Source organism: Streptococcus sp. KHUD_018 (assembly GCF_054861215.1).
This window is the reverse complement of the sequence record NZ_CM142176.1, coordinates 1,032,634-1,054,568: the sequence shown is the minus strand read 5'-3', so window position 1 is coordinate 1,054,568 and position 21,935 is coordinate 1,032,634. Positions and strand designations below refer to the sequence as shown.

14 protein-coding genes are annotated in these 21,935 nt (G+C 39.9%); 10 read left to right on the top strand and 4 right to left on the bottom strand.

Translation table 11 applies throughout. The annotated features are described in order from the left end of the window. Nucleotides 1-91 precede the first annotated feature (91 nt). Together ACVBD2_RS05290 and ACVBD2_RS05285 are read left to right on the top strand one after the other, a co-directional pair. On the top strand, nt 92-790 hold the full coding sequence (locus ACVBD2_RS05290; protein WP_461685302.1) for a response regulator transcription factor: 699 nt from the start codon (nt 92-94) through the stop codon (nt 788-790). Continuing rightward, nucleotides 790-1,668 (top strand): sensor histidine kinase, encoded by an 879-nt coding sequence (locus tag ACVBD2_RS05285; RefSeq protein WP_461685301.1) that lies wholly within the window; start codon nt 790-792, stop codon nt 1,666-1,668. The genes ACVBD2_RS05290 and ACVBD2_RS05285 overlap by 1 nt, the downstream gene beginning before the upstream one ends. Nucleotides 1,669-1,707: 39 nt before the next feature. Here the strand turns inward: ACVBD2_RS05285 and ACVBD2_RS05280 are convergent, their stop codons facing one another. From ACVBD2_RS05280 to ACVBD2_RS05270, 3 genes are all read right to left on the bottom strand, one after another. After that, complete coding sequence (locus tag ACVBD2_RS05280; RefSeq protein ID WP_461685300.1) at nt 1,708-2,460, bottom strand: ABC transporter permease; 753 nt, start codon at nt 2,458-2,460, stop codon at nt 1,708-1,710. A 10-nt stretch (nt 2,461-2,470) separates the two neighbouring features. Further along, entirely contained in the window at nt 2,471-3,379 is a 909-nt protein-coding gene (locus ACVBD2_RS05275; RefSeq protein ID WP_461685299.1) for an ATP-binding cassette domain-containing protein, read from the bottom strand. Nucleotides 3,380-3,518: 139 nt separating this feature from the next. Continuing rightward, nucleotides 3,519-4,328 carry a Cof-type HAD-IIB family hydrolase gene (locus tag ACVBD2_RS05270; RefSeq protein ID WP_461685298.1) on the bottom strand — a complete coding sequence of 270 codons (810 nt, stop codon included), beginning with the start codon at nt 4,326-4,328 and terminating at the stop codon, nt 3,519-3,521. A gap of 146 nt (nt 4,329-4,474) precedes the next feature. On the opposite strand from ACVBD2_RS05270, the gene ACVBD2_RS05265 reads away from it, so the two are divergent. Together ACVBD2_RS05265 and ACVBD2_RS05260 are read left to right on the top strand one after the other, a co-directional pair. After that, on the top strand, nt 4,475-4,936 hold the full coding sequence (locus ACVBD2_RS05265) for a MarR family winged helix-turn-helix transcriptional regulator (RefSeq protein ID WP_461685297.1): 462 nt from the start codon (nt 4,475-4,477) through the stop codon (nt 4,934-4,936). Then, nucleotides 4,929-5,348, top strand: a complete 420-nt coding sequence (locus tag ACVBD2_RS05260; RefSeq protein WP_461685296.1) for an EVE domain-containing protein — start codon at nt 4,929-4,931, stop codon at nt 5,346-5,348. The genes ACVBD2_RS05265 and ACVBD2_RS05260 overlap by 8 nt, the downstream gene beginning before the upstream one ends. Nucleotides 5,349-5,403: 55 nt before the next feature. On the opposite strand, the gene ACVBD2_RS05255 is transcribed toward ACVBD2_RS05260, so the two are convergent. Further along, nucleotides 5,404-6,579, bottom strand: a complete 1,176-nt coding sequence (locus tag ACVBD2_RS05255; RefSeq protein ID WP_461685295.1) for a helix-turn-helix domain-containing protein — start codon at nt 6,577-6,579, stop codon at nt 5,404-5,406. Nucleotides 6,580-6,868: 289 nt separating this feature from the next. Here ACVBD2_RS05255 and ACVBD2_RS05250 point away from each other — a divergent pair, with 289 nt between their 5' ends. From ACVBD2_RS05250 to addA, 6 genes are all read left to right on the top strand, one after another. After that, the gene (locus tag ACVBD2_RS05250) at nt 6,869-9,142 is read left to right on the top strand and encodes a glycoside hydrolase family 3 C-terminal domain-containing protein (protein WP_461686285.1); all 2,274 of its coding nucleotides are present in this window, start codon (nt 6,869-6,871) and stop codon (nt 9,140-9,142) included. Nucleotides 9,143-9,171: 29 nt separating this feature from the next. Beyond that, nucleotides 9,172-11,091 carry a glycoside-pentoside-hexuronide (GPH):cation symporter gene (locus ACVBD2_RS05245; RefSeq protein WP_461686284.1) on the top strand — a complete coding sequence of 640 codons (1,920 nt, stop codon included), beginning with the start codon at nt 9,172-9,174 and terminating at the stop codon, nt 11,089-11,091. Nucleotides 11,092-11,223: 132 nt separating this feature from the next. Then, nucleotides 11,224-13,959: a family 78 glycoside hydrolase catalytic domain gene (locus tag ACVBD2_RS05240; protein WP_461686283.1), complete on the top strand. Its 2,736-nt coding sequence runs from the start codon at nt 11,224-11,226 to the stop codon at nt 13,957-13,959. 9 nt (nt 13,960-13,968) lie between these two features. After that, nucleotides 13,969-14,775, top strand: a complete 807-nt coding sequence (locus ACVBD2_RS05235) for an SDR family NAD(P)-dependent oxidoreductase (RefSeq protein WP_461686282.1) — start codon at nt 13,969-13,971, stop codon at nt 14,773-14,775. Between the two features lie 228 nt (nt 14,776-15,003). Then, complete coding sequence (gene rexB, locus ACVBD2_RS05230; RefSeq protein ID WP_461686281.1) at nt 15,004-18,279, top strand: ATP-dependent nuclease subunit B; 3,276 nt, start codon at nt 15,004-15,006, stop codon at nt 18,277-18,279. Beyond that, entirely contained in the window at nt 18,276-21,929 is a 3,654-nt protein-coding gene (gene addA / locus ACVBD2_RS05225; protein ID WP_461686280.1) for a helicase-exonuclease AddAB subunit AddA, read from the top strand. The genes rexB and addA overlap by 4 nt, the downstream gene beginning before the upstream one ends. Nucleotides 21,930-21,935 lie beyond the last annotated feature (6 nt).

The window sequence follows — 21,935 nt, the reverse complement described above, 5'->3', positions numbered from 1 at the left end:
GCTCCTTCTTGCTTAAAATGTGAGAGGAGCTTTTCTGTATCTGGAATTCCTAACAAAACATGTTATAATAGTTTTAGAAAGGACGAGGTTTATGGCGAGCATTCTTGTAATTGAAGATAATAATGAAATCCAGGAAATTTTAAGAACACTTCTCACAGAGGAGCATGAGGTGATTCAAGCCTTTTCTGGTACGGAAGGTATCATGCAATTTGATAAAGGTGGCATTGATCTCGTTCTGCTAGATATCATGCTTCCAGGGAAAAATGGTGACCAAGTCTTGCAAGCTATTCGACAAACTAGTCAGACTCCGGTCATCATGCTCACTGCTTTGGGTGATAAAAAGCTCATCAGCCAATATCTCCTAGATGGTGCCAATGATTATGTAGTAAAACCTTTTGATTTGGACGAAGTCTTTGCCAGAGTCACTGTGCAATTACGCCAAAGTGGTGAACATCAGTCAGAAAACAGCAGAAAAACTGAAAACCTCCCACAAAGCTTTAAAAATATCCAGTTCGATGCGGATAGTTTTGAAATAAGTAACGTAACTGAAACCATTCGCCTTGCAAAGAAAGAGTGTCAAATTCTCCAAATGTTGCTCCATCATCCTAAAAAGATCTTCACAAAGGAAGAACTCTATGAGTTGATTTGGGAAGAAAGTTACCTGCCTGGAGACAATACGCTCAACACCCATCTAAGCAATCTCCGTAAAAAACTGCATCAACTGGATCCAAATCATGAGTACATTGAAACCATTTGGGGAGTTGGTGTTCGATTAAAAGGAGACAAATAATGAATTACATTTTGATATCAATATTACTCCTTACTAACATTATTTTGGCGATTTCTTTGATTCGCTATCATATAGCAATTAGAGATTTAAGCAGACAAATGGAAGAAAAGATTCGCTCTGGTAGCATGAAGAGGATCGGGGTAAATTTCTTTTCAAAGACCATTTTGCGTCTACATAACCAAATTGAGAATCTATTTCAAGAAGTGGAAGAGAATCAGCTAATCATGAAGCGTGAAAAACACACCCTAGATATGGCAATCAGTAACATCGCTCATGATATTCGGACACCTTTGACAATCGCTTCAGGATATACTCAACAACTAATAAAACACCCCGATAATAGTTCAGAAACCTTAAATAAAATAGCCCATCATCAGGATTTGGTTTCCAAACGTTTGGAGGCTCTCCTCGAATACCGTCATTTGATGGAAGGTGCAGTCAAACCGAAACTGGAAGAACTTGATTTATCAACTTTTATAACGAAAAAGACTTTAGCTTATTACGACGTTTTTCAATCTTCACAGATTGTTCTTGATTTTAACGTTGAACCAGGATTGAAAACGATGACTGATGAGGAATTGCTTGATCGAATTATACAAAACATCCTTGGAAATGTTCTCAAGCACGGCAAGGAGAAGGCTCGACTTTCCTTGAAAAAGGAAGAAAAGGGGCTTGTTTTGGAAATTGATAATCTAGTCAAAAAGCCTATCAAGAATATAGACAATCTCAGCAATCGTTTTTATTCTGAAAATATGTCGGATACCGAAGAATCCTCTGGTTTAGGTCTCTATATTACTGAGGAATTAGTTCATCTTCTTGGAGCGGATATGAAGCTAGCCACTGATGGAGAATGGTTTTCGGTTTTTATTTACTTTTAACAGAAGAAACCTCCTCTATAAGTTTAGAGGAGGCTCATTTTATAAGCTTTTCTTCTTGAAAACAGTCCGTCCACTGAGAGAGAAGAAAAGTATGATAGCGATGCAAACCGTTATGGTATAGAGAACGGATTGACTATCAGCAGTCATGGCATAGGCAAAATTTAAGCTCAGATATCGTAAAATTGCGATATTTGGAAAGATAAGCATTGGCATAGAAAGGATGATAGAGGTAACTAGATAGCCGATAAATACGGCAAGATAGGAGTGAGTCACATAGAGAATGAAGGAAACAATCGAAAGCCAGGCGAGAAGGCAGAGAAATTGAAGGGAAATCGTTAAGAGAAGGTTTGTAATAAAACCATCAGGTATCGTACCAAGTCCGTTTAGTAGAGTTGAGGGAACAAAAGCAATCACAAGGCTGGCGATGAGCTGCAAGAGAGCGATACTTGCTAGAACAAAGAATTTAGCAAGGAAAAATTCTGTACGAGAAACGCCGACTGTCAAACTATTTTTATAAAGCTTGCCGATTAGATCAACCCCAAGAACTAAACATACTAGAATAATACAGAGGAAAACGAGGTTTGAGCCGTTATTTGACACGTTGATTAGAGCTTCTATCCCATTCCAACCATGGGTAGGAGTCTCAGGTGGTGCTGTTTGAACGGACATTAGATGTCCTGTAGCGCCAATAGTAGCACCCAGTAACATAAGTACAAAGAGAATGAATTCTGTAATCCAGAATCCTTTGGAGCGGAAAAGACGGTAAAAATCTGCTTGAATGGTATGTATCATGATTTTTCTCCTATTCTACCAATTGTGTGAAGTATTCTTCTAGGTTTTGACGGGCAAAGTATATCTCATCAATAGCAACATCGGCCAAAGTTAGTTGCTTAAGAATCTGTTTGACATCTTGTTCATTTCCAAAGATATGGATTTCATTTTCAGGATTGACAACCTTAAACTGGAGCTGGATTTGTTCTTTCAATACCTGACAAGCTCTTTCTTTGTCGCTTGTTTTAAGCACAATATAATCCTCACTCAGTGTTTCAAATTCAGTTTTACTGATTTCACGGATAATCTTACCTTGATCTAAGATACCAAAACGATTGGCTAAGAGATAGAGTTCTGACAAGATATGGCTAGAGATGAGGATAGTTATTCCTTTTTCTTGATTGAGCCGCTGGATCATGAGACGAAATTCTTTGATCCCAATTGGGTCGAGACCGTTAATGGGTTCATCAAGAATCAGGAAATCAGGTTTGGATAGGAGGGCAATAGCGATGCCAAGCCTTTGTTTCATTCCTAGCGAGAAATCACGAAAGACTTTTTTCCCTGTATCTGACAACCCAACATAGTCCAAGGTCTCATGAATCACCTTATCAGCATTTGGAATATGACGTATCATACAATAATATTTCAGATTCTGGTATGCTGTTAAGTGATTATGGGCTACAGGTGATTCGATAACAGAACCCACTCGAGATAAAGCCTTGGTCCACTCATTTTGTTCTTGACTAGAAAAGAGGGAAACTATACCTTTGTCCGCAAACAATAATTGTGTAATGATTTTAATAAGAGTAGTTTTACCTGCTCCGTTTTTCCCAATTAGACCATAAACATCTCCCTCTTTTATCGTTAGACTAAGATCTTGAAGAATAGCTTGTTGGCCGAATTGTTTGGTCAGTCCATGAATTTCGAGTACTGTTTTCATGATTTTCTCCTTTTGATTTGTTTTACTAACTTTAGTATAAGCTATAGAAATCAAAGAAACATCAAGTATTTCTAAAGAGTTTCTAAAGTTTTGTGATTTTAAAAAACAAAACCCAGTTGACATGAACTGGGCTTCTCAATTATAAAATATACTTCTCAATGGCACGCGCGACGCCGTCTTCTTCATTGCTGGCTGTAACGTCATTGGCAAGGGATTTGACATAATCGCTGGCGTTTCCCATTGCAATACCAAGGCCTGCAAACTGAAGCATTTCGATATCGTTATTGGCATCACCCATAGCCATGATTTCTGAGGGCTCAATCTGCAAAATCTCAGCTAGTCGAGCAAGAGCAGTAGCCTTTGTGGTTCCAAGTGGCATGGCTTCATAAATGACAGGCTGCGAACGAACACCACTAAATCGTTGGCAGAGTTCTGTAGCAAAACGCTCTTCAAAATCGTCTGTTTGTTCTTTAGTACCTAAAAACATTCCTTGGAACATACGATACTTACCACTGGTGGCTTCCTCAAGGGAAATTTCAGTCAGGTCTGAAAAGACTAGTTTGGCATCATTTTGAACGATTTCATTTGGCTTGCCACCAAGGACAAAATAGTGTTCCTCATCAAAAAGAGTCAATTGCACATCACTCTTTTCAGCAAGGTCATAGAGGTATTCGATGTCAGCTGGACTGAGTTCTTGCCAATCAACTAGCCTCCAGTCACTGGTCTGGTGGGTTGAGCAACCGTTATTGACAATGACATACTCATTCTGGAGGTCCAGTCCCAGTTTTTTGTAGTAAGGAAGAACACCGAAAAGCGGGCGACCCGTACAGAGAACCAATTTGACGCCTTTTTCAATAGCTTGGTGAATGGCGGTAATGTGGGCTTGTGGGATTTCCTTGGCTTCATTAAGGAGGGTTCCATCCATATCCAAGGCTAGTAGTTTAATCATAAGACTTCCTTTTTTATGTGTTTTGCTTTTATTATAGCATATAGACTATGAAATGTCTGATAGAATTGTAACATTCGACTTTCCTTTTCTTGAAAAACAAAATAAATTCATTTATAATATGTATACTTAATATTTAAGGAGAAATAATGTCAAAATATCACTTTAATTCAATTTACAAAAATGATGAAACAGAGTCTACAGGTCTTCTTTTCATCAAAGTCTACAACAAATGGGAAAGTAATTTAAAAAGAGTTTTGAAATCGGTTGGCCTCACTTTGCCTCAATTTATCGTTTTAACCTCGCTATTGTTTTTGAGCAATAGAGAGGAATATGTAACGCAAGTTGATATTGCTCGGTTCACTGGTATGGATGTCATGACGGTTTCCCAGATTGTTAGACTACTGGAGAAGAAAGACTACATTAAACGTGATCAACACCCAAAGGATAGTCGGGCAAAACTGGTCTCAGTAACGAAGTCTGGCGCGGAGAAGGTTAATCAAGCTTTACCCTTAGTAGAAGGGGTTGATGAAGATTTTTTTGAAAAAATTTCTAACGATAGAGAAAGTCTTAATCGCATGTTAGTAGAGTTGGAGGATAAAAATGCCTAGATATTGGGTCGGAGTTGTTTCAAAGAACCATGTATTAAGAGGAGTTGAAGGGAATTTTTGTCAGGTCTGTCATGGAAAGGGTGGCCCCTTAAACCGTATGAAAAAAGGTGACTATCTTTTATACTATAGCCCAAAATACGATATGAATGGTCAAGATAAGTTACAGGCTTTTGTAGCCGTAGGTAAAATTACAGATGACAAAGCCTATCAAGTAGAGCAGTTTGAAGGATTCTTTCCCTTTAGACGAAATGTCGAGTATTATCAACCAGTCAAAGATTGCTCCATAGAAATAGCCAGACAACATCCTGAATGGAAAGATTATACTTCTCGACTTCGTTATGGGCATTTTGAAGTTTCTAAAGATTTTTTCCTCTATATCTTTCAGCATATGAAAGTGGATGATGAAGTATGATTGATGTAAAAAAAGAATGCTGGAATATTTTCAGCATTCTTTTTTATAACAGTCTTTATCGTTTTTCTTTTCGGTATTGGAGTGGTGTATAGCCGGTTAATTTTTTGAATTGATTTTGAAAATAAGACTGACTTGAAAAGGCAAGATAGCTACTAATGTGGCTTATCGACTTATCTGTGAAGACCAATAATTCCTTAGCTTCTTCGATTTTTGCTCTAAGGATAGCTTCGTTAATCGTCTTATTCGTTTCACTTTTAAATTGTTTGCTAAAGAAAGAATAACTAAAACCAACATGATTCGCAACCATCTGAACTGTTAATGAAATGTTTGTATGGTTTTCAATGTAATCTAAAGCATCTTTTACAGGTTGGCTAAGATTGGACTGTGACTTGGTATCAGCAACCCGTCTCACAAAATCCATATACATAGTGTAGGTCAGTCCATAGATACTGATCTCATCAGATAATCGTTCACAGTCATTAATATAGATGTCACTCAGCTGATAAGCTTTTTCAATTGATAATCCACCTTCAATTGCTGCACGCGCTGCTAATGTAGCGGTCGTGATGAAAATATTCTTAAGTTGGCGAAGTTTATTGGTGGACAGCTGTCCGGCATGATAGGCTTGATCTTGATTTACCAATAGATTATGAAGTTTAGTGATATTACCATTAGTAATTGCTTGGTTTATTCGTTTTTCAAAATAAAAAGTATTGTGATAGCGAGCTTCTTCCTTCGCATCATACAATTGATCTGTTAGATCCTCTTGAATACTCTGCTTGGTCGGCATGACAAGTCCAAAGTGTTCAAAGATATTGATCTGTTTTTGTTTTAAGGCTGTATAGGCCTGATCCAAAATATAAATACTTTGATTGATAGACGTAATTGGTATTTGGCGAATAACTTGCTCTAATTGTTTTCTTTCATCATAAACAACATCCAATTCATTAAAGAAATTATTCAGCTCTTGCTGGTTAGGGCTATCTGTACAAAAAGGACCTAGAACTAAAATGCCATCAGATTTTTGGAGATTAATTTTAAAAAATAGGGAAAAACCAGCTACATATAAGATAGCTAAATCATCTTTCTCTTTAAATTTATGGATAATATTTTTAAAATAGTGAACTTGAGTTGGACAGGTTGTTACTAATTCCCTCCTGTGGTTATAGTGGGAAATCGGAATGTAGTTAGCGTGATAGAAGGAATTGCAATAGCTTAAAATATCAATCATGATTTTATTTTATATAAAACAATAGAATTTTGCAACCTTCGAAATACTTCATTCATAAATAATGTTCATTCTAGATGATTTGTGGATGTGTTTACATAGTTACATTTTTATAAACACTTGATTAACAAGGGAGTAGCAAACCTATATAAATTACCTTAAATAAAAAAATTTCCTTTATACTAAATTTTAAAATAGATATTAAATTATAAAAAAAAATACTTTTTTACAATATTTCAACTTTTAAAAATTATATCATATAAATGTAAACGTTAACAAAAGGAGAGAAACAATGTCTGAAAGAAATATTAAAGACTTAGTACAACAACTGACTTTAGAAGAAAAGGCTAGTTTGTGTTCAGGAAGAGACTTTTGGAATACCAAAGCAGTTGAGCGTTTGGGGATTCCATCAGTCATGTTATCAGATGGCCCTCATGGACTACGCAAACAAGAGGGGGAAGGAGACCACTTAGGGTTAAATGAAAGTATTCCTGCGGTTTGTTTCCCAGCAGGATGTGCCATTGCTTCTAGCTGGGATAGAGAAAGTGCCAGCAAACTTGGAAACACTCTTGCAAATGAATGCCAAGCTGAGAACGTTTCTACTATCTTGGGACCAGCCATGAACATCAAACGTTCACCACTTTGTGGACGAAATTTTGAATACTTGTCAGAAGATCCGCTTGTATCTTCTGAAATTGCTACAGCCTATGTCAAAGCAGTTCAAGCTAAAAACGTTGCAACCAGCCCAAAACATTTCATGGCTAACAATCAAGAATTCCATCGGATGACCAGTGATTCTATTATGGATGAGCGCACCATGAGAGAAATCTATCTAGCTTCTTTTGAGAATATGGTTAAGAAGGCAAAACCTTGGACCATGATGGGAGCCTACAATAAATTGAACGGAACCTATCTTTGTGAGAATAAACTTATCTTGACAGATATTCTTCGTGATGAGTGGGGCTTTGACGGCTATGTCATGACTGACTGGGGAGCTATGAATGATCGCGTGGATGGACTCAAAGCCGGTTGTGAATTGGAAATGCCAAGTATGTCTGACCGCACGGATAAGGAAATTGTAGCTGCAGTTGAATCAGGTGAACTTGATGAAGCAGTTCTTGATCAAGCTGTTGAGCGCTTCCTGAATATTGTTTTTAAATATGTTGACAATCGAGATGAATCAGCTGTATTTGATCGAGAAGCCGATCATCAAGTAGCGCGTGAATTGGCAGAAGAATCTAGTATTCTGTTAAAGAATCAGGACAATATTTTACCTCTTAAAGCTAAACAAAAAGTTGCTTTCATTGGACAATACGCCCAAGCTCCTCGTTATCAAGGTGGCGGCTCTTCGCATATCAATAGTTTTAAAGTCGTGTCTGCTTTGGAAGCATCAACTGGATTGGATGTTCAATACGCTAGAGGTTATGACGATGCTTTAGATGTTGCTGTTGAAGAGTTAGAAGTAGAAGCGCTTGATTTGGCTAAGAAGTCAGATGTTGCAGTTCTCTTTATCGGTCTTCCAGACCGTTATGAATCAGAAGGGTACGATCGTAAGCACATGCAACTACCAGCGAATCAAGTAGAGTTGTTGGAGAAACTTAGTCATGTTCAAGAAAATCTTATCGTTGTCCTTCATAATGGGGCAGCAGTTGAAATGCCATGGATTGATAAAGTAAAAGGAGTCCTTGAGGTTTACCTCGGTGGACAAGCAGTTGGTGAAGCAACTGTAAACTTACTGTATGGTAAAACAAATCCAAGCGGACGTCTAGCTGAAACTTTCCCACTTCGCTTGCAAGATACACCTTGCTATCTACATTACGGTGGTGAGAAGGACAAATCACATTATACAGAAGGAGTCTTTGTGGGGTATCGTTACTATGCTTCTAAAGAAATGCCAGTCCTCTTCCCATTCGGTCATGGTTTATCTTATACTGACTTCCGTTACGACAATCTCGTACTTAGTCAATCAGAACTAACAGATACAGAGAAACTTTCTGTAAGTGTCGATGTGACCAATACAGGAGAGCGTTTCGGAAAAGAAGTCGTGCAGGTCTATGTCGCAGCACCAACCAGCACCATCATTCGACCTAGTCTAGAATTGCGTGCTTTCGATAAAATAGGTCTTGAGCCTGGTGAGACTAAGACAGTCAGATTCGAATTGGACAAACGTGCGTTTGCCTACTGGGATTTAGAAGCACATGACTGGTTAGTGGAAGAAGGTCAGTATCAAGTGATTATTGCCAAGTCTGCTGCAGAGAAAGTTTTAGTTGCAGATGTGAAGGTATCTCCTGCACAAACACCGAGAAAAGTATTCCATCTCAATTCAACTATTGGAGAAATTTTGGCAGATAAACATGCTGGCCCAATATTTGAACAGCTAATGGGAGGAGCCTTTGCAGGAAATGAAGATGCAAAACAGATTGCTGAAAATAGTGAATCAGACGCTGTTAGTGGTGAAATGATGCAGGCAATGATGGAAGGAATGCCATTGAGACAGCTCTTGAGCTTTGTTCCTGGTATTGAAAAATCAATGTTGGAAGGCTTAGTCGCAGCTTTAAATCAGTAATACAAACCTACTTATAGGAGGAAAATATCGTGGGAAAAAAAGATAAAAACGCTATCCGTTACGACCGTGATGGTATTCAAAAAGTGATGCGAATTCGTGATTACTTTGCAGATTCGCTAGGGATGTTCTCTCTGAACATTATTTCAGGGTTGATTGGGCAACTAACTTACTTTTATACAGACAAAGTAGGTTTAGCTGCAGGTGCTATTGCAACGGTCTTCATTATTAACCGTGTGATTGATGCCTTTACAGATTTGATCATGGGATCAATTGTGGATAATACTCCAGCAGGTAAAGAAAAGTACCGTCCATGGCTCTTGAAAGCTGGTGTTCCAGCAGGTTTACTCTTGGTAGCAATGTTTACCGTTCCAACAGGTGCAGACTGGTTCCGTTTGGGCTACGTTATGATTATGAACTTGCTTCTAACCTCTATTTTGTACACAGCAGTTTCAGTTCCTTATACATCTTTGCAAATCGTCAGAACTCGTAGTCAGGAAGAACGTAGTAATATTGGTACTTGGCGTGCAGCAGCTGGCTATGTTTCAGGGATGGTTATTTCTATCATGGTTATTCCAGTTACCAATATTTTGGGTGGTGACCAAAGTGCATGGATTAAATTAGCATCTGTCTTTGGTGCCTTAATCATCCTGTCAATGTTAATCTGTTACAAGTATTCACGTGAATCAGCGGTAGATAGTCGCCAAACTCAAGAAGAAGCAGTCGTAGTTGAAGAAGAAGAAAAAATAAACTTTAAAGAGTCGCTTGGTAAATTGCTTCAAAATAAATACTGGGTTCTACTTCTGATTATCAACTTCGCCTCACAAGTTTCATTTGGATTGACAGGAACTTCTGGTACTTACTATGCGAAATGGATCTATGGTAATGACAATTTAGTAGCCGTTATGGGAGGATTGGGTCTTATCCCTAGTATTTTAGGATTTATCCTTCTTACTCCACTAGTGAAAAAATTCGGTCCAACAAAACTTTTGAAAGTTATGGCTCTTATTGCGACTGTTTTGACTGCAGCTCGTATCTTAAATCCTTATCATTTTGTCTTCAATACAGCAATTGGTTTAGTTACAACTTTTACAAACATCCCAGTTATGGCTTTGACTGGTGTACTTATGGCCATGGTTGTAGACTATAATGACTATAAATTTGGAATCAAAATGGTAGGTCGTTCTAGTGCAGCACAAAGCTTTGCGAATAAAATTGGTACAGGGATTGGTTCATCATTGGTCGGTTGGTGTTTAGCAGTCGCTAGCTATAATGCTAGTATGACTGTTGCATCAGAAGCCGTTCGTCAAGCAATCTTTACATTTTCAATTTACGTTCCACTTGCTCTAAATCTTATCATCTACCTATCACTTCGCAAGTTTGATTTGGAAGGTCGTATGGTTGAAATTTATGCGGCAATCGCAGCTCGTCGAAGCGGTGGCGAAGAATCAGAAGAGGAAACCGTAGAGACTGAATCTCAACAAACAGCTCCAACAGCAAGCGAAACAATCAGCTCTCCTATTGAAGGAACTGTTCTTTCACTTAGTGATGTTAACGATCCAGTCTTTTCAAATGGTGTTGTTGGTCAAGGTCTTGCCATTAAACCAACTGGTCACGAGGTTTATGCTCCAGCAGACGGTGAAATTACTTTGGCATTCGCAACTGGACATGCCTTGACTCTTAAAACAAAAGATGGTGCTGAAGTCTTCGTTCACATTGGTATTAATACTGTAACCATGGATGGCGATGGATTTAAGCTTAAGGTGAAACAAGGAGATCAAGTGAAAGAAGGAGACCTTCTTGGAACCTTTGATAGTAATAAGATTATTGAAGCTGGTTTAGATGATACAACTATGGTCATTATTGCTAATACAGATGATTATAAATCTGTCAGTCCAATCGCAACAGGACAAGTAAAACCTGGTGACAATCTACTAAGTGTGAAATTATAGTATGTGAACATAGAACCGGAAATAATTTTCCAGTCCTATGTTTTTTAAAGATTATTGTTATTTTGAATGATAATTAAAAATTAACTGATGAATGTTTCAGAGAATATAAGTATTTCTGTAAGGAGTAGTATCATGTTAACTTTAAAAGAATTAAAAACTGAATATCAAATAAATCCACTTGGTTTGGATGTAGCAAATCCTGCCTTTAGTTGGATATTAGAGTCTGACAAAGAAAATACCCTTCAAAAGAGTTACCAAATTCTTGTCAGTAACAGTGACGGAGTAGTCTGGGACAGTGGGGTGGTAACTTCCGAACAATCTACCCACGTTCCATACAAAGGTTCAAACTTTGAACCTTCTACCATTTATCAAGTCCAAGTTCAAGTGGTCAATAATTACGATGAAACTGCGGAAATCAAGGGACAATTTGAGACAGGTTTGTTGAATCCAAGTAATTTGGATTGGCAGTGGATTAGCCATTCAGAAGATCTAGGTACCGTGCCACCAGTTTATGTGAGAGAATTTTCATTGGATAAACCTATTAAGTCTGCGAGAATTTACGCGACTGCCCTAGGGGCTTACGAATTAGAACTCAACGGGAAAAAGGTTGGGGATTACTTTTTAGCACCGGGATGGACTAGTTACCATCATCGTTTGCAGTACCAGACTTATGATATTACCGAAGAATTAATTTCTGATAATACTTTAAAAATGACCGTAGCAAACGGCTGGTACAAGGGGCTCCTTGGTTTTGCAGGTCAGTCTAACCATTACGGAGATCAGGTTGCTGCCTTGGTAGCTATTCGCCTTGAAGACCAAAATGGAACTGTTCGTTGGATTTTCAGTGACGAAGAGTGGAAATATGAAACAGGACCTATCCAGCTCAGTGAAATCTACTTGGGAGAACATGTAGATTTCACTGCTGGGCCAAAACCACGCAAATCTGTCTCTTTGTTTGAGCACGGCAAAGACATGCTAGTTGCTCAAGAAAATGAGCCAACAAGGGTGACTATGGAGCTATCTCCTATCGAGAAAATAATTACACCAAAAGGGGAAGTTGTGCTCGATTTTGGGCAAAATTTGACAGGTGTTATCAAGTGTCAAATCAACCAACCTCGAGGAACCGAAGTAATCCTTTCACATGCAGAAGTTTTGGATAAGGATGGAAACTTTTATACAGAAAACCTTCGAGCAGCTACTTCACAGGACCATATCATTGCAAGTGGTGGTATCGACATCTTTATGCCTAAGTTTACCTTCCATGGTTTTCGTTACTTGCGAGTAGAAGGTCTTGTAGATGATATAGATCTCAATGATTTTACAGCCTGTGTCCTCCATACAGATATGGAAAAGACAGGAGACTTTGTTAGCTCAAATAAGCTGGTCAATCGTCTCTACCAAAACATTCAATGGGGTCAGCGTGGGAATTTCTTAGATGTTCCAACAGATTGCCCGCAACGGGACGAACGATTAGGATGGACCGGAGATGCTCAAGTCTTTGCTAGTACTGCTGTCTTTAACTTTAATAGTGCCCTCTTCTTTAGAAAATGGCTTCGTGATCTTAAAGCTGAGCAATCAAAACAGTACGGTGTTCCTCATGTCGTTCCAAACATCCTTGGAAATCAAGACGGCGCTGCTGGTTGGAGTGATGCAGCCACCATTATTCCTTGGGAGCTATATCAGGCTTACGGCGATAAGCGTATTTTGGAAGACCAATATAGCAGTATGAAAGGTTGGGTAGACTACATCACTAGCAAAACCCAGAATGGGATTCACTTGTGGCAGCAAGGCTTCCAATATGGGGACTGGGTCGCATTGGATAGGGAAGAATCATCGGATCGCGTTGGGGCAACAGATGTCTATTTTATTGCTTCTGCTTATTATGCTCTTTCAACAAAAATTGTTGCAGATACCGCAGAGATTTTAGGACTCAAAGAAGATGCTAGTCATTATCAGCAACAATACCAAGCCATTTTATCAGACTTTCGTAATGAGTATGCTACTCGTACTGGTCGCTTGGTATCTGAAACCCAAACAGCTTGTATTCTTGCCCTTTACTTTAACCTAGTGGAGGACAAAGACCGTTCACGTGTTATGGAAACCTTGGTAACCAATCTCAACAAACACAAGAACCATTTGACGACTGGTTTTATTGGTACTCCATACCTCTGTCATGCCCTCTCAGAGAATGGGCAACATGAATTAGCAGGACAAGTTTTCCTCAAAGAAGATTATCCTTCCTGGCTTTATGCGGTGAAAAAAGGGGCTACAACCATTTGGGAACGTTGGGATTCCCTCAAAGAAGATGGAACCTTTGACGAATCTGGCATGAATTCCTTTAACCATTATGCCAATGGTTCAATTGGATCTTGGATGCATCAGAAATTAGCAGGCATTCAGATTGTAGAGCCAGGGTACAAAGTTTTTCGCATTCAACCGCAGTTTATTCAGGGAATTTCATGGGTCAATGCTTCCCTTCAATCACCATATGGTTTGATTGAAGTCAGCTGGCGTTGTGAAAACGGGCAGATTCAAGTAGATGTGACAATTCCGGCCAATACTCATGCTCAGCTAATATTACCTGAAAAAGAAGAAGTTATTGAACTGGGTTCTGGTCACTATCATTATGAATACCCGACAAATACAGACTTGAGTGTGGCCCGTTATTCTATGGATTCAACCCTTAAAGAAATTTTGGATCAGCCACTTGCAGTGGAGATGTTGGAATCTTATATGCCAGGCATGACAACTAACGATATGATTCAATATGCTTACAATTTAACCGTTAATGAACTATTGGTCAATATGCCACCAGAAGGTAAACAATTATTTGAAGCAGTTATAACTGCACTTAATCAAGCAGAGTGAGGAATAATCATGGAAAAATATGTAGTAGTAACAGGAGCACGTGGCGGTATTGGGCTAGAGGTAGCCAATCAACTGCTAGAAAAAGAATATGATGTCATTGGTTTAGACCTCGCACCTCTTCCTGACCAAAAGAAGAAGGGGCAACATCATTTTCAAGTAGATATTTGTGATCAGGAAGCTTTGAAAAAAGTTTATTCAGAAGTGAGTCAGTTCACGGACCGTCTGGAAGCTGTGGTTAATGTAGCTGGTATCATGCATACGGGATCGTTGATAGAAGAGGATGTCTCAACTATAAAAAAGATTTTCGATGTCAATGTATTTGGAACTTACTCTGTCAATCAGGTCTTTTTCCCAATGATTATGAAAGGTAAAGGGCGGATTATCAACTTTTCAAGTGAATATGGTTGCTATGCTACAGCCCCTTTCTCAGGTTTCTATACAGCTAGTAAACATGCTGTTGAAGCATATTCAGACGGTTTGCGCAGAGAATTAGCTTGTTTTGATATTCCAGTTATTACAGTTCGTCCAGGAGCTTTCAAAACAGATATGGAAAAGGGAGCTCACCTTGAATTTGAGAAATTTTTAAATAAGACACACTTATACAAGGAAGCACTGAAACGGATGATGCCCTTACTCGAATCAAGTACCAAGAATGCAAAACCTGCCTCTATAATTGGCGCAGTGACGGTAAAAGCAGTTACTGATCCGAAACCAAAACGCATTTACAAGAGTAACCACAATATCGGGATGAAGATGCTATCTAAAATGCCTCTAGCAATTCAGGATAAAACCTTCATTAAGATGTTGAAAGATTAAGTATACCAAAGAGCTTGAATTCAAAAAAGCATTGTTTTGTATTTCTCCCTGACAAAAGTTAGATTCTTTCACCTAACTTTTGGAGAATAATGCAAACAATGACTTTTTCTTTCTCTTCATGTATTTATACTATAAAGTGTTACTAACTTTTAACAAGGCTTTATTTGAAGGATCGCTGGGCTAATCATGGTATAATAAAAGGTAATGAAAAATTCCAACGAGGCTGAGATGAAATTACTTTATACTGATATTCGGACTTCTTTGACTGAAATTTTAACGAGAGAGGCGGAAGAGCTAGTTGCTGTGGGCAAGCGTGTCTTCTACATTGCCCCCAACTCTCTTTCTTTTGAAAAGGAACGCGCCGTGCTGGAATGCTTGTGCCAGCAGGCTTCTTTTGCGATTACCGTTACGCGCTTTGCTCAAATGGCTCGTTACCTGGTGTTAAATGACTTGCCTACAACGACCAGTCTAAATGACATCGGGCTTGGGATGGCTTTTTATAAATGTCTTGCGGAACTCGATCCCAAGGATTTACGTGTTTATGGTGCAATTAAGCAGGATGCTCAATTTATCCAGCAGTTGATTGAACTTTATCATGAGATGACGACTGCTCAAATGAACTTTTTGGACTTGGAAAGTTTGACGGATGAGGATAAACGAGCAGATTTACTCTTGATTTTTGAGAAAGTGACTGCCTATCTTAATCAAAGCCAGTTGGCTCAGGGAAGTCAGTTGTCCCATTTGATTGAGGCTATTGAGAACGATAAGGTAAGTAGTGATTTCAGTCGGATTGCCTTGGTTATTGATGGATTTACCCGTTTTTCTGCCGAGGAAGAGCGTGTAGTGGATCTACTTCATCGAAAAGGTGTCGAGATTGTTATTGGGGCCTATGCAAGCAAGAAGGCTTATACCAGTCCGTTCACTGAAGGGAATCTCTATCAAGCCAGTGTGGAATTTCTTCATCATTTGGGGGCAAAATACCAATCGCTTGCTCAGGATCGTTCTCAGACTCATGAAAAAATGGATAGTTTTGACAAGGCCTCTCGTTTGCTGGAGTCTTCTTATGACTTTTCAGAACTCGCTTTAGATGTTGATGAGAAGGACCGTGAAAATCTGCAAATCTGGTCTTGTTTGACGCAAAAAGAGGAGTTGGAATTAGTAGCCCGTAGCATTCGTCAGAAATTACATGACCATCCAGAACTGAGTTACAAGAATTTTCGCATTCTCTTAGGGGATGTGGCTTCTTATCAGTTATCACTGAAAACTATTTTTGACCAGTACCAGATTCCTTTCTATCTTGGTAGAAGTGAATCCATGGCTCACCACCCTTTGACTCAGTATGTCGAATCTATTTTGCGTTTGAAACGTTACCGTTTCCGTCAGGAAGATTTGATTAATCTCCTCAGAACTGGTCTGTATACTGACCTTAGCCAAGCGGATATTGATGCTTTTGAGCAATATCTCCGCTATCTTGGCATCAATGGCTTGCCAGCTTTTCAGCAGACCTTCACCAAATCCCACCACGGAAAATTCGATTTGGAACGTTTGAACGCTATTCGTCAGCGCGTTTTGGCGCCACTTGAAACCTTATTTGCCAGTCGGAAGCAAAAGGCTGAAAATCTCTTGCAAAAGTGGAATACTTTTCTAAAAAATGCTGCTTTAAGCAAGCAGATGCAAGATTTGACAGCTACTATGGAAACTCTAGAACAGGAAAGACAAGCTGAAGTTTGGAAAGCTTTCTGTCATGTTTTAGAACAATTTGCGACGGTTTTTGCTGATTCACAAGTTAGTCTAGAGGATTTTCTATCCTTGCTCCATTCTGGGATGAGCCTTTCTCAGTACCGTACTATTCCAGCAACTGTGGACACCGTTCTGGTGCAGAGTTACGATTTGATTGCCCCTCTGACAGCTGACTTTGTCTATGCCATCGGGCTGACTCAGGATCATTTACCAAAAATTGCGCAAAACACCAGTCTGTTAACAGACGAAGAAAGACAAAGTCTAAACCAAGAGACTGAGGAGGGAGCGCAATTACTGATTGCAAGTAGTGAAAACCTCAAGAAAAATCGCTATACCATGCTTTCTTTGGTCAATGCTGCCCGTAAGCAGTTGGTGTTATCCGCTCCAAGTCTTCTCAATGAAAATGAGAGCAAGGAATCGGCCTATCTTCAGGAACTGGTGAGTTTTGGATTTAGCCGGATAGAGAAGAAGATTCATCAAAAAAGTCTGTCTAAGGATGATATGGGTTCTTATCACAGTCTCTTGTCTAGTCTAGTGGCCTATCATCAGCAGGCAGGTTCTAGTGAAAATGAGCAAGATGTGACCTTTGTCAAGGTTCTAGCGCGTGTGATGGGGAAAAAACTAGACCAAAAAGGTCTTACAAATCTAGCACTCCCAACTAGTCCAAGTAGCAAACCATTAGAGAAAGAGACCTTGCAGGCACTTTATCCAGCTGACAAGGAGTTTTACCTGTCTACCTCTGGTTTGACGGAGTTTTACCGCAATGAATACAGTTATTTCCTCCGTTATGTCTTAGGTTTGCAGGAAGAATTGCGCCTTCGTCCAGATGCTCGCAGTCACGGGAATTTCTTGCATCGTATTTTTGAACGTGCCTTGAAACTCCCTGCTGAAAATCCATTTGACCAACGTCTGGAGCAAGCCATTCAAGAAACCAGTCAAGAACGGGAATTTGAAGCCATTTATCAGGAAAGTTTGGAAGCCCAGTTTACCAAGGAAGTTCTTCTTGATGTCGCTCGGACTACTGGCCACATCCTACGTCATAATCCAGCCATCGAAACCATCCAAGAGGAAGCAACGTTTGGTGGCAAAGACCAAGCATTTATCCAGTTGGATAATGGCCGCAATGTTTTTGTGCGAGGTAAGGTTGACCGCATTGACCGCCTGAAAGCTGATGGAGCATTAGGAGTTGTAGACTACAAGTCTTGTTTGACTCAGTTCCAGTTTCCAAATTTCTTTAATGGTTTAAATTCCCAGTTGCCAACCTATCTTGCTGCCCTAAAAAAAGAAGGGGAACAGAACTTTTTCGGCGCTATGTACCTAGAAATGGCAGAGCCTGTCCAATCTCTCTTGACCGTTAAGAATTTGGCAGGAGCAGTAGTAGAAGCCAGCAAGTCTATGAAATACCAGGGAATCTTTTTAGAAAAAGAAAGCAGTCATTTGGGCGAATTATATAACAAAAACAAGGCCAATCAGCTGACAGATGAGGAGTTTCAGCTCTTGATAGACTACAATGCACATCTTTATAAGAAAGCAGCTGAGAAGATTTTAGAAGGCCAGTTCGCCATCAATCCATACACAGAGAATGGCAGAAGTATTGCCCCGTACGTTCAGCAACACCAAGCCATTACAGGATTTGAAGCCAATTACCACTTGGGTCAAGCTCGTTTTCTAGAGAAGTTAGACTTAGCTGATGGCAAGCGCCTAGTAGGAGAAAAACTCAAGCAAGCTTGGTTTGAGAAAATGAGAGAGGAGTTGAATCGATGAAGCCCATTCCCTTTTTAACTGAGGAGGAAATTCAAAAACTGCAAGAAGCAGAAGCGAATTCGAGCAAGGAACAAAAGAAAACTGCCGAGCAAATCGAAGCCATTTATACAGCAGGGCAGAATATCCTAGTTTCAGCGTCTGCTGGTTCAGGAAAAACCTTTGTTATGGCCGAGCGCATTCTTGACCAATTAGCGCGTGGTGTGGAAATTCGCCAACTCTTTATCTCGACCTTTACTGTTAAGGCTGCGACCGAACTCAAAGAACGTTTGGAGAAAAAAATCAGCCAACAAATCCAAGAAAGTAGCGATGTTGATCTCAAACAACACTTGGGGCGTCAGTTGGCAGACCTGCCAAACGCTGCCATCGGAACCATGGACTCCTTCACGCAAAAATTCCTTGGCAAGCATGGTTATCTGATTGATATCGCACCAAATTTTCGTATTCTACAAAATGAAAGTGAACAGTTAATCTTAAAAAACGAAGTTTTTCATCAGGTTTTTGAAGAGCATTACCAAGGTGAAAATAAAGAGAAATTTGGTAGCTTGGTAAAGAACTTTGCTGGGCGAGGCAAGGATGAAAGAGGCCTGCGCCAGCAAGTCTACAAAATCTATGATTTTCTTCAATCCACCAGCAGTCCCCAAAAATGGCTTAGTGAGTCTTTTCTCAAAGGGTTTGAAAAAGCTGACTTTGCAAATGAAAAAGACAAACAAACTGAGCAAATCAAGCAGGCGCTTTGGGATTTGGAAAGCTTTTTCCGTTATCATCTGGATAACGATGCCAATGAGTTTCCAAAAGCTGCCTATTTAGAAAATGTGCAGTTGGTTCTGGATGAAATTGGTTCCTTAAATCAAGAGTCCGATAGCCAGGCTTATCAAGCAGTGCTTGCGCGTGTTGTCGCCATCTCGAAGGAGAAAAACGGTCGAGCTCTGGCTAATTCCAGTCGTAAGGCCGATTTAAAGCCACTGGCTGATACCTATAACGATGAGAGAAAGGCCCAGTTTGCTAAACTAGGACAACTGGCGGACCAGATAATGATTCTCGACTACCAAGAACATTATCATGAAGATACTTGGGAGCTAGCTAAAACCTTCCAAACCTTTTTGAGTGATTTTGTGGAGGCTTATCGTGAACGTAAACGCCAGGAAAATGCCTTTGAATTTGCTGATATCAGTCATTTCACTATTGAGATTTTAGAGAATTTCCCACAAGTCCGCGAGGCTTATCAGGAACGATTCCACGAAGTCATGGTCGATGAGTATCAGGATACCAACCACATTCAAGAACGAATGCTGGAATTGCTGTCGAATGGTCACAATCGCTTTATGGTGGGGGATATCAAGCAGTCCATCTACCGTTTCCGTCAGGCAGATCCACAGATTTTTAATGAAAAATTTCAACGTTATGCGCAAAATCCTCAAGAAGGCAAGCTAATCCTCCTCAAGGAAAATTTCCGTAGTAGTTCAGAAGTGCTATCAGCAACCAATGATGTTTTCGCACGCCTTATGGACCAAGAGGTCGGCGAAATCAACTATGACAGCATGCACCAGCTTGTTTTTGCCAATACCAAACTAACTCCTAATCCAGAAAATAAGGCAGAATTTCTCCTATACGATAAGGACGACAGCGGGCAAGAGGAGGAAGAGAGCCAAACAGAAACGAAACTCACTGGGGAAATGCGCCTAGTCATCAAGGAAATCATTAAACTCCATCAAGAGAAAGGTGTAGACTTTAAAGAAATTGCCCTTTTGACTTCTAGCCGCAGTCGAAATGATCAGATTCTCCTCGCCCTGTCTGAGTACGGAATTCCAGTTAAAACCGACGGTGAGCAAAACAATTATCTCCAATCCTTAGAAGTACAAGTCATGCTAGACACTCTTCGTGTCATCCACAATCCTCTGCAAGACTATGCTCTGGTTGCGCTGATGAAGTCTCCTATGTTTAGCTTTGATGAGGACGAGTTGGCACGTTTGTCTCTTCAGAAGGCAGAAGATAAAGTCCAAGAAAATCTCTATGAGAAACTGGTCAATGCTCAAAAACAGGCAACAAGCCAGAAAAACTTGATTTATACAGTTCTAGCTGAAAAATTAAATCAGTTCATTGATATCTTGGATTCTTGGCGCTTATATGCCAAAACCCACTCTCTCTATGACTTGATTTGGAAGATTTATAATGACCGTTTTTATTATGACTATGTTGGAGCTTTGCCAAATGGTCCTGCTAGGCAGGCTAATCTCTATGCCCTAGCTCTACGAGCTGACCAGTTTGAAAAGAGTAATTTCAAGGGCTTGTCGCGTTTTATACGTATGATTGACCAAGTCCTAGAAGCCCAGCATGATCTTGCAAGCGTAGCCGTCGCACCGCCTAAAGATGCCGTGGAACTCATGACCATTCACAAGAGCAAAGGGCTGGAGTTCCCTTACGTCTTTATCCTCAACATGGATCAGGACTTCAACAAGCAAGATTCGATGTCAGACGTCATTCTCAGTCGTCAGAATGGGCTTGGTGTCAAATACATTGCCAAGGTGGAAACAGGAGCAGTAGAAGCTCACTATCCTAAAACCATTAAACTCTCCATTCCCAGCCTAACTTATACGCAGAATGAAGAAGAATTGCAACTGGCTAGCTATTCTGAACAGATGCGCCTGCTGTATGTTGCCATGACACGGGCTGAGAAAAAGCTCTATCTTGTCGGCAAGGGTTCTCCTGAAAAGCTAGAAGCCAAGGAATACCCAGCAGCAAATAACGGAAAATTAGATAGCAATACCAGACTGCAAGCAAGAAATTTCCAAGATTGGGTCTGGGCTATCAGTAAAGTATTTACCAAGGACAATCTCAACTTTAGCTATCGTTTTGTTGGTGAAGACCAGTTGACTAGAGAAGCTATCGGAGAATTGGAAAACAAGAGCCCTCTCCAAGATAGCTCTCAAGCAGACAATCGCCAGTCAGAAACCATCAAAGAAGCTCTGGAAATGCTGAAAGAGGTGGAAGTTTATAATACTCTTCACCGCGCAGCCATTGAACTACCAAGTGTTCAAACCCCAAGTCAAATCAAGAAATTCTACGAACCTGTTATGGATATGGAAGGGGTAGAAATTACTAACCAAACTCAATCACCGGAAAAGCAAATCAGCTTTGCTTTACCTGATTTTTCAACTAAAGCAAAGGTAACAGGAGCTGAGATTGGTAGTGCAACCCACGAACTGATGCAAAGAATTGACCTTAGTCAGCAACCAACACTTGCTAGCCTGAAAGATACTCTTAAACAAGTTCAGACTAGTCCAGCTGTAAGAGACAAGATCAATCTTTCTAAAATTCTCGCATTCTTTGATACAGCACTTGGTCAGGAAATTCTCGCTAATACCGGCCATCTCTATCGCGAGCAACCTTTCTCCATGCTCAAACTAGACCAAAAGAGTCAGGAAGACTTTGTTGTCCGTGGGATCTTGGATGGCTATCTGCTTTATGAGGATCGCATCGTTCTTTTTGACTACAAGACTGACCGTTATGATCAACCAAGTCAACTCATAGACCGCTATCGTGGCCAGTTAGCCCTATATGGTGAGGCCTTATCACGAGCTTATTTGATTGAAAATATTGAGAAATACTTGATTTTACTCGGTAAAGACGAGGTTCAAGTTGTAAAAGTATAACCTAGA

What these genes read in the sequence shown, in the direction of transcription:
- ACVBD2_RS05290 (WP_461685302.1), top strand. Translation starts at nt 92, where the DNA reads ATGGCGAGCATTCTTGTAATTGAAGATAATAATGAAATCCAGGAAATT.
- ACVBD2_RS05285 (WP_461685301.1), top strand. Translation starts at nt 790, where the DNA reads ATGAATTACATTTTGATATCAATATTACTCCTTACTAACATTATTTTG.
- ACVBD2_RS05280 (WP_461685300.1), bottom strand. Translation starts at nt 2,460, where the DNA reads ATGATACATACCATTCAAGCAGATTTTTACCGTCTTTTCCGCTCCAAA.
- ACVBD2_RS05275 (WP_461685299.1), bottom strand. Translation starts at nt 3,379, where the DNA reads ATGAAAACAGTACTCGAAATTCATGGACTGACCAAACAATTCGGCCAA.
- ACVBD2_RS05270 (WP_461685298.1), bottom strand. Translation starts at nt 4,328, where the DNA reads ATGATTAAACTACTAGCCTTGGATATGGATGGAACCCTCCTTAATGAA.
- ACVBD2_RS05265 (WP_461685297.1), top strand. Translation starts at nt 4,475, where the DNA reads ATGTCAAAATATCACTTTAATTCAATTTACAAAAATGATGAAACAGAG.
- ACVBD2_RS05260 (WP_461685296.1), top strand. Translation starts at nt 4,929, where the DNA reads ATGCCTAGATATTGGGTCGGAGTTGTTTCAAAGAACCATGTATTAAGA.
- ACVBD2_RS05255 (WP_461685295.1), bottom strand. Translation starts at nt 6,579, where the DNA reads ATGATTGATATTTTAAGCTATTGCAATTCCTTCTATCACGCTAACTAC.
- ACVBD2_RS05250 (WP_461686285.1), top strand. Translation starts at nt 6,869, where the DNA reads ATGTCTGAAAGAAATATTAAAGACTTAGTACAACAACTGACTTTAGAA.
- ACVBD2_RS05240 (WP_461686283.1), top strand. Translation starts at nt 11,224, where the DNA reads ATGTTAACTTTAAAAGAATTAAAAACTGAATATCAAATAAATCCACTT.
- ACVBD2_RS05235 (WP_461686282.1), top strand. Translation starts at nt 13,969, where the DNA reads ATGGAAAAATATGTAGTAGTAACAGGAGCACGTGGCGGTATTGGGCTA.
- rexB (WP_461686281.1), top strand. Translation starts at nt 15,004, where the DNA reads ATGAAATTACTTTATACTGATATTCGGACTTCTTTGACTGAAATTTTA.
- addA (WP_461686280.1), top strand. Translation starts at nt 18,276, where the DNA reads ATGAAGCCCATTCCCTTTTTAACTGAGGAGGAAATTCAAAAACTGCAA.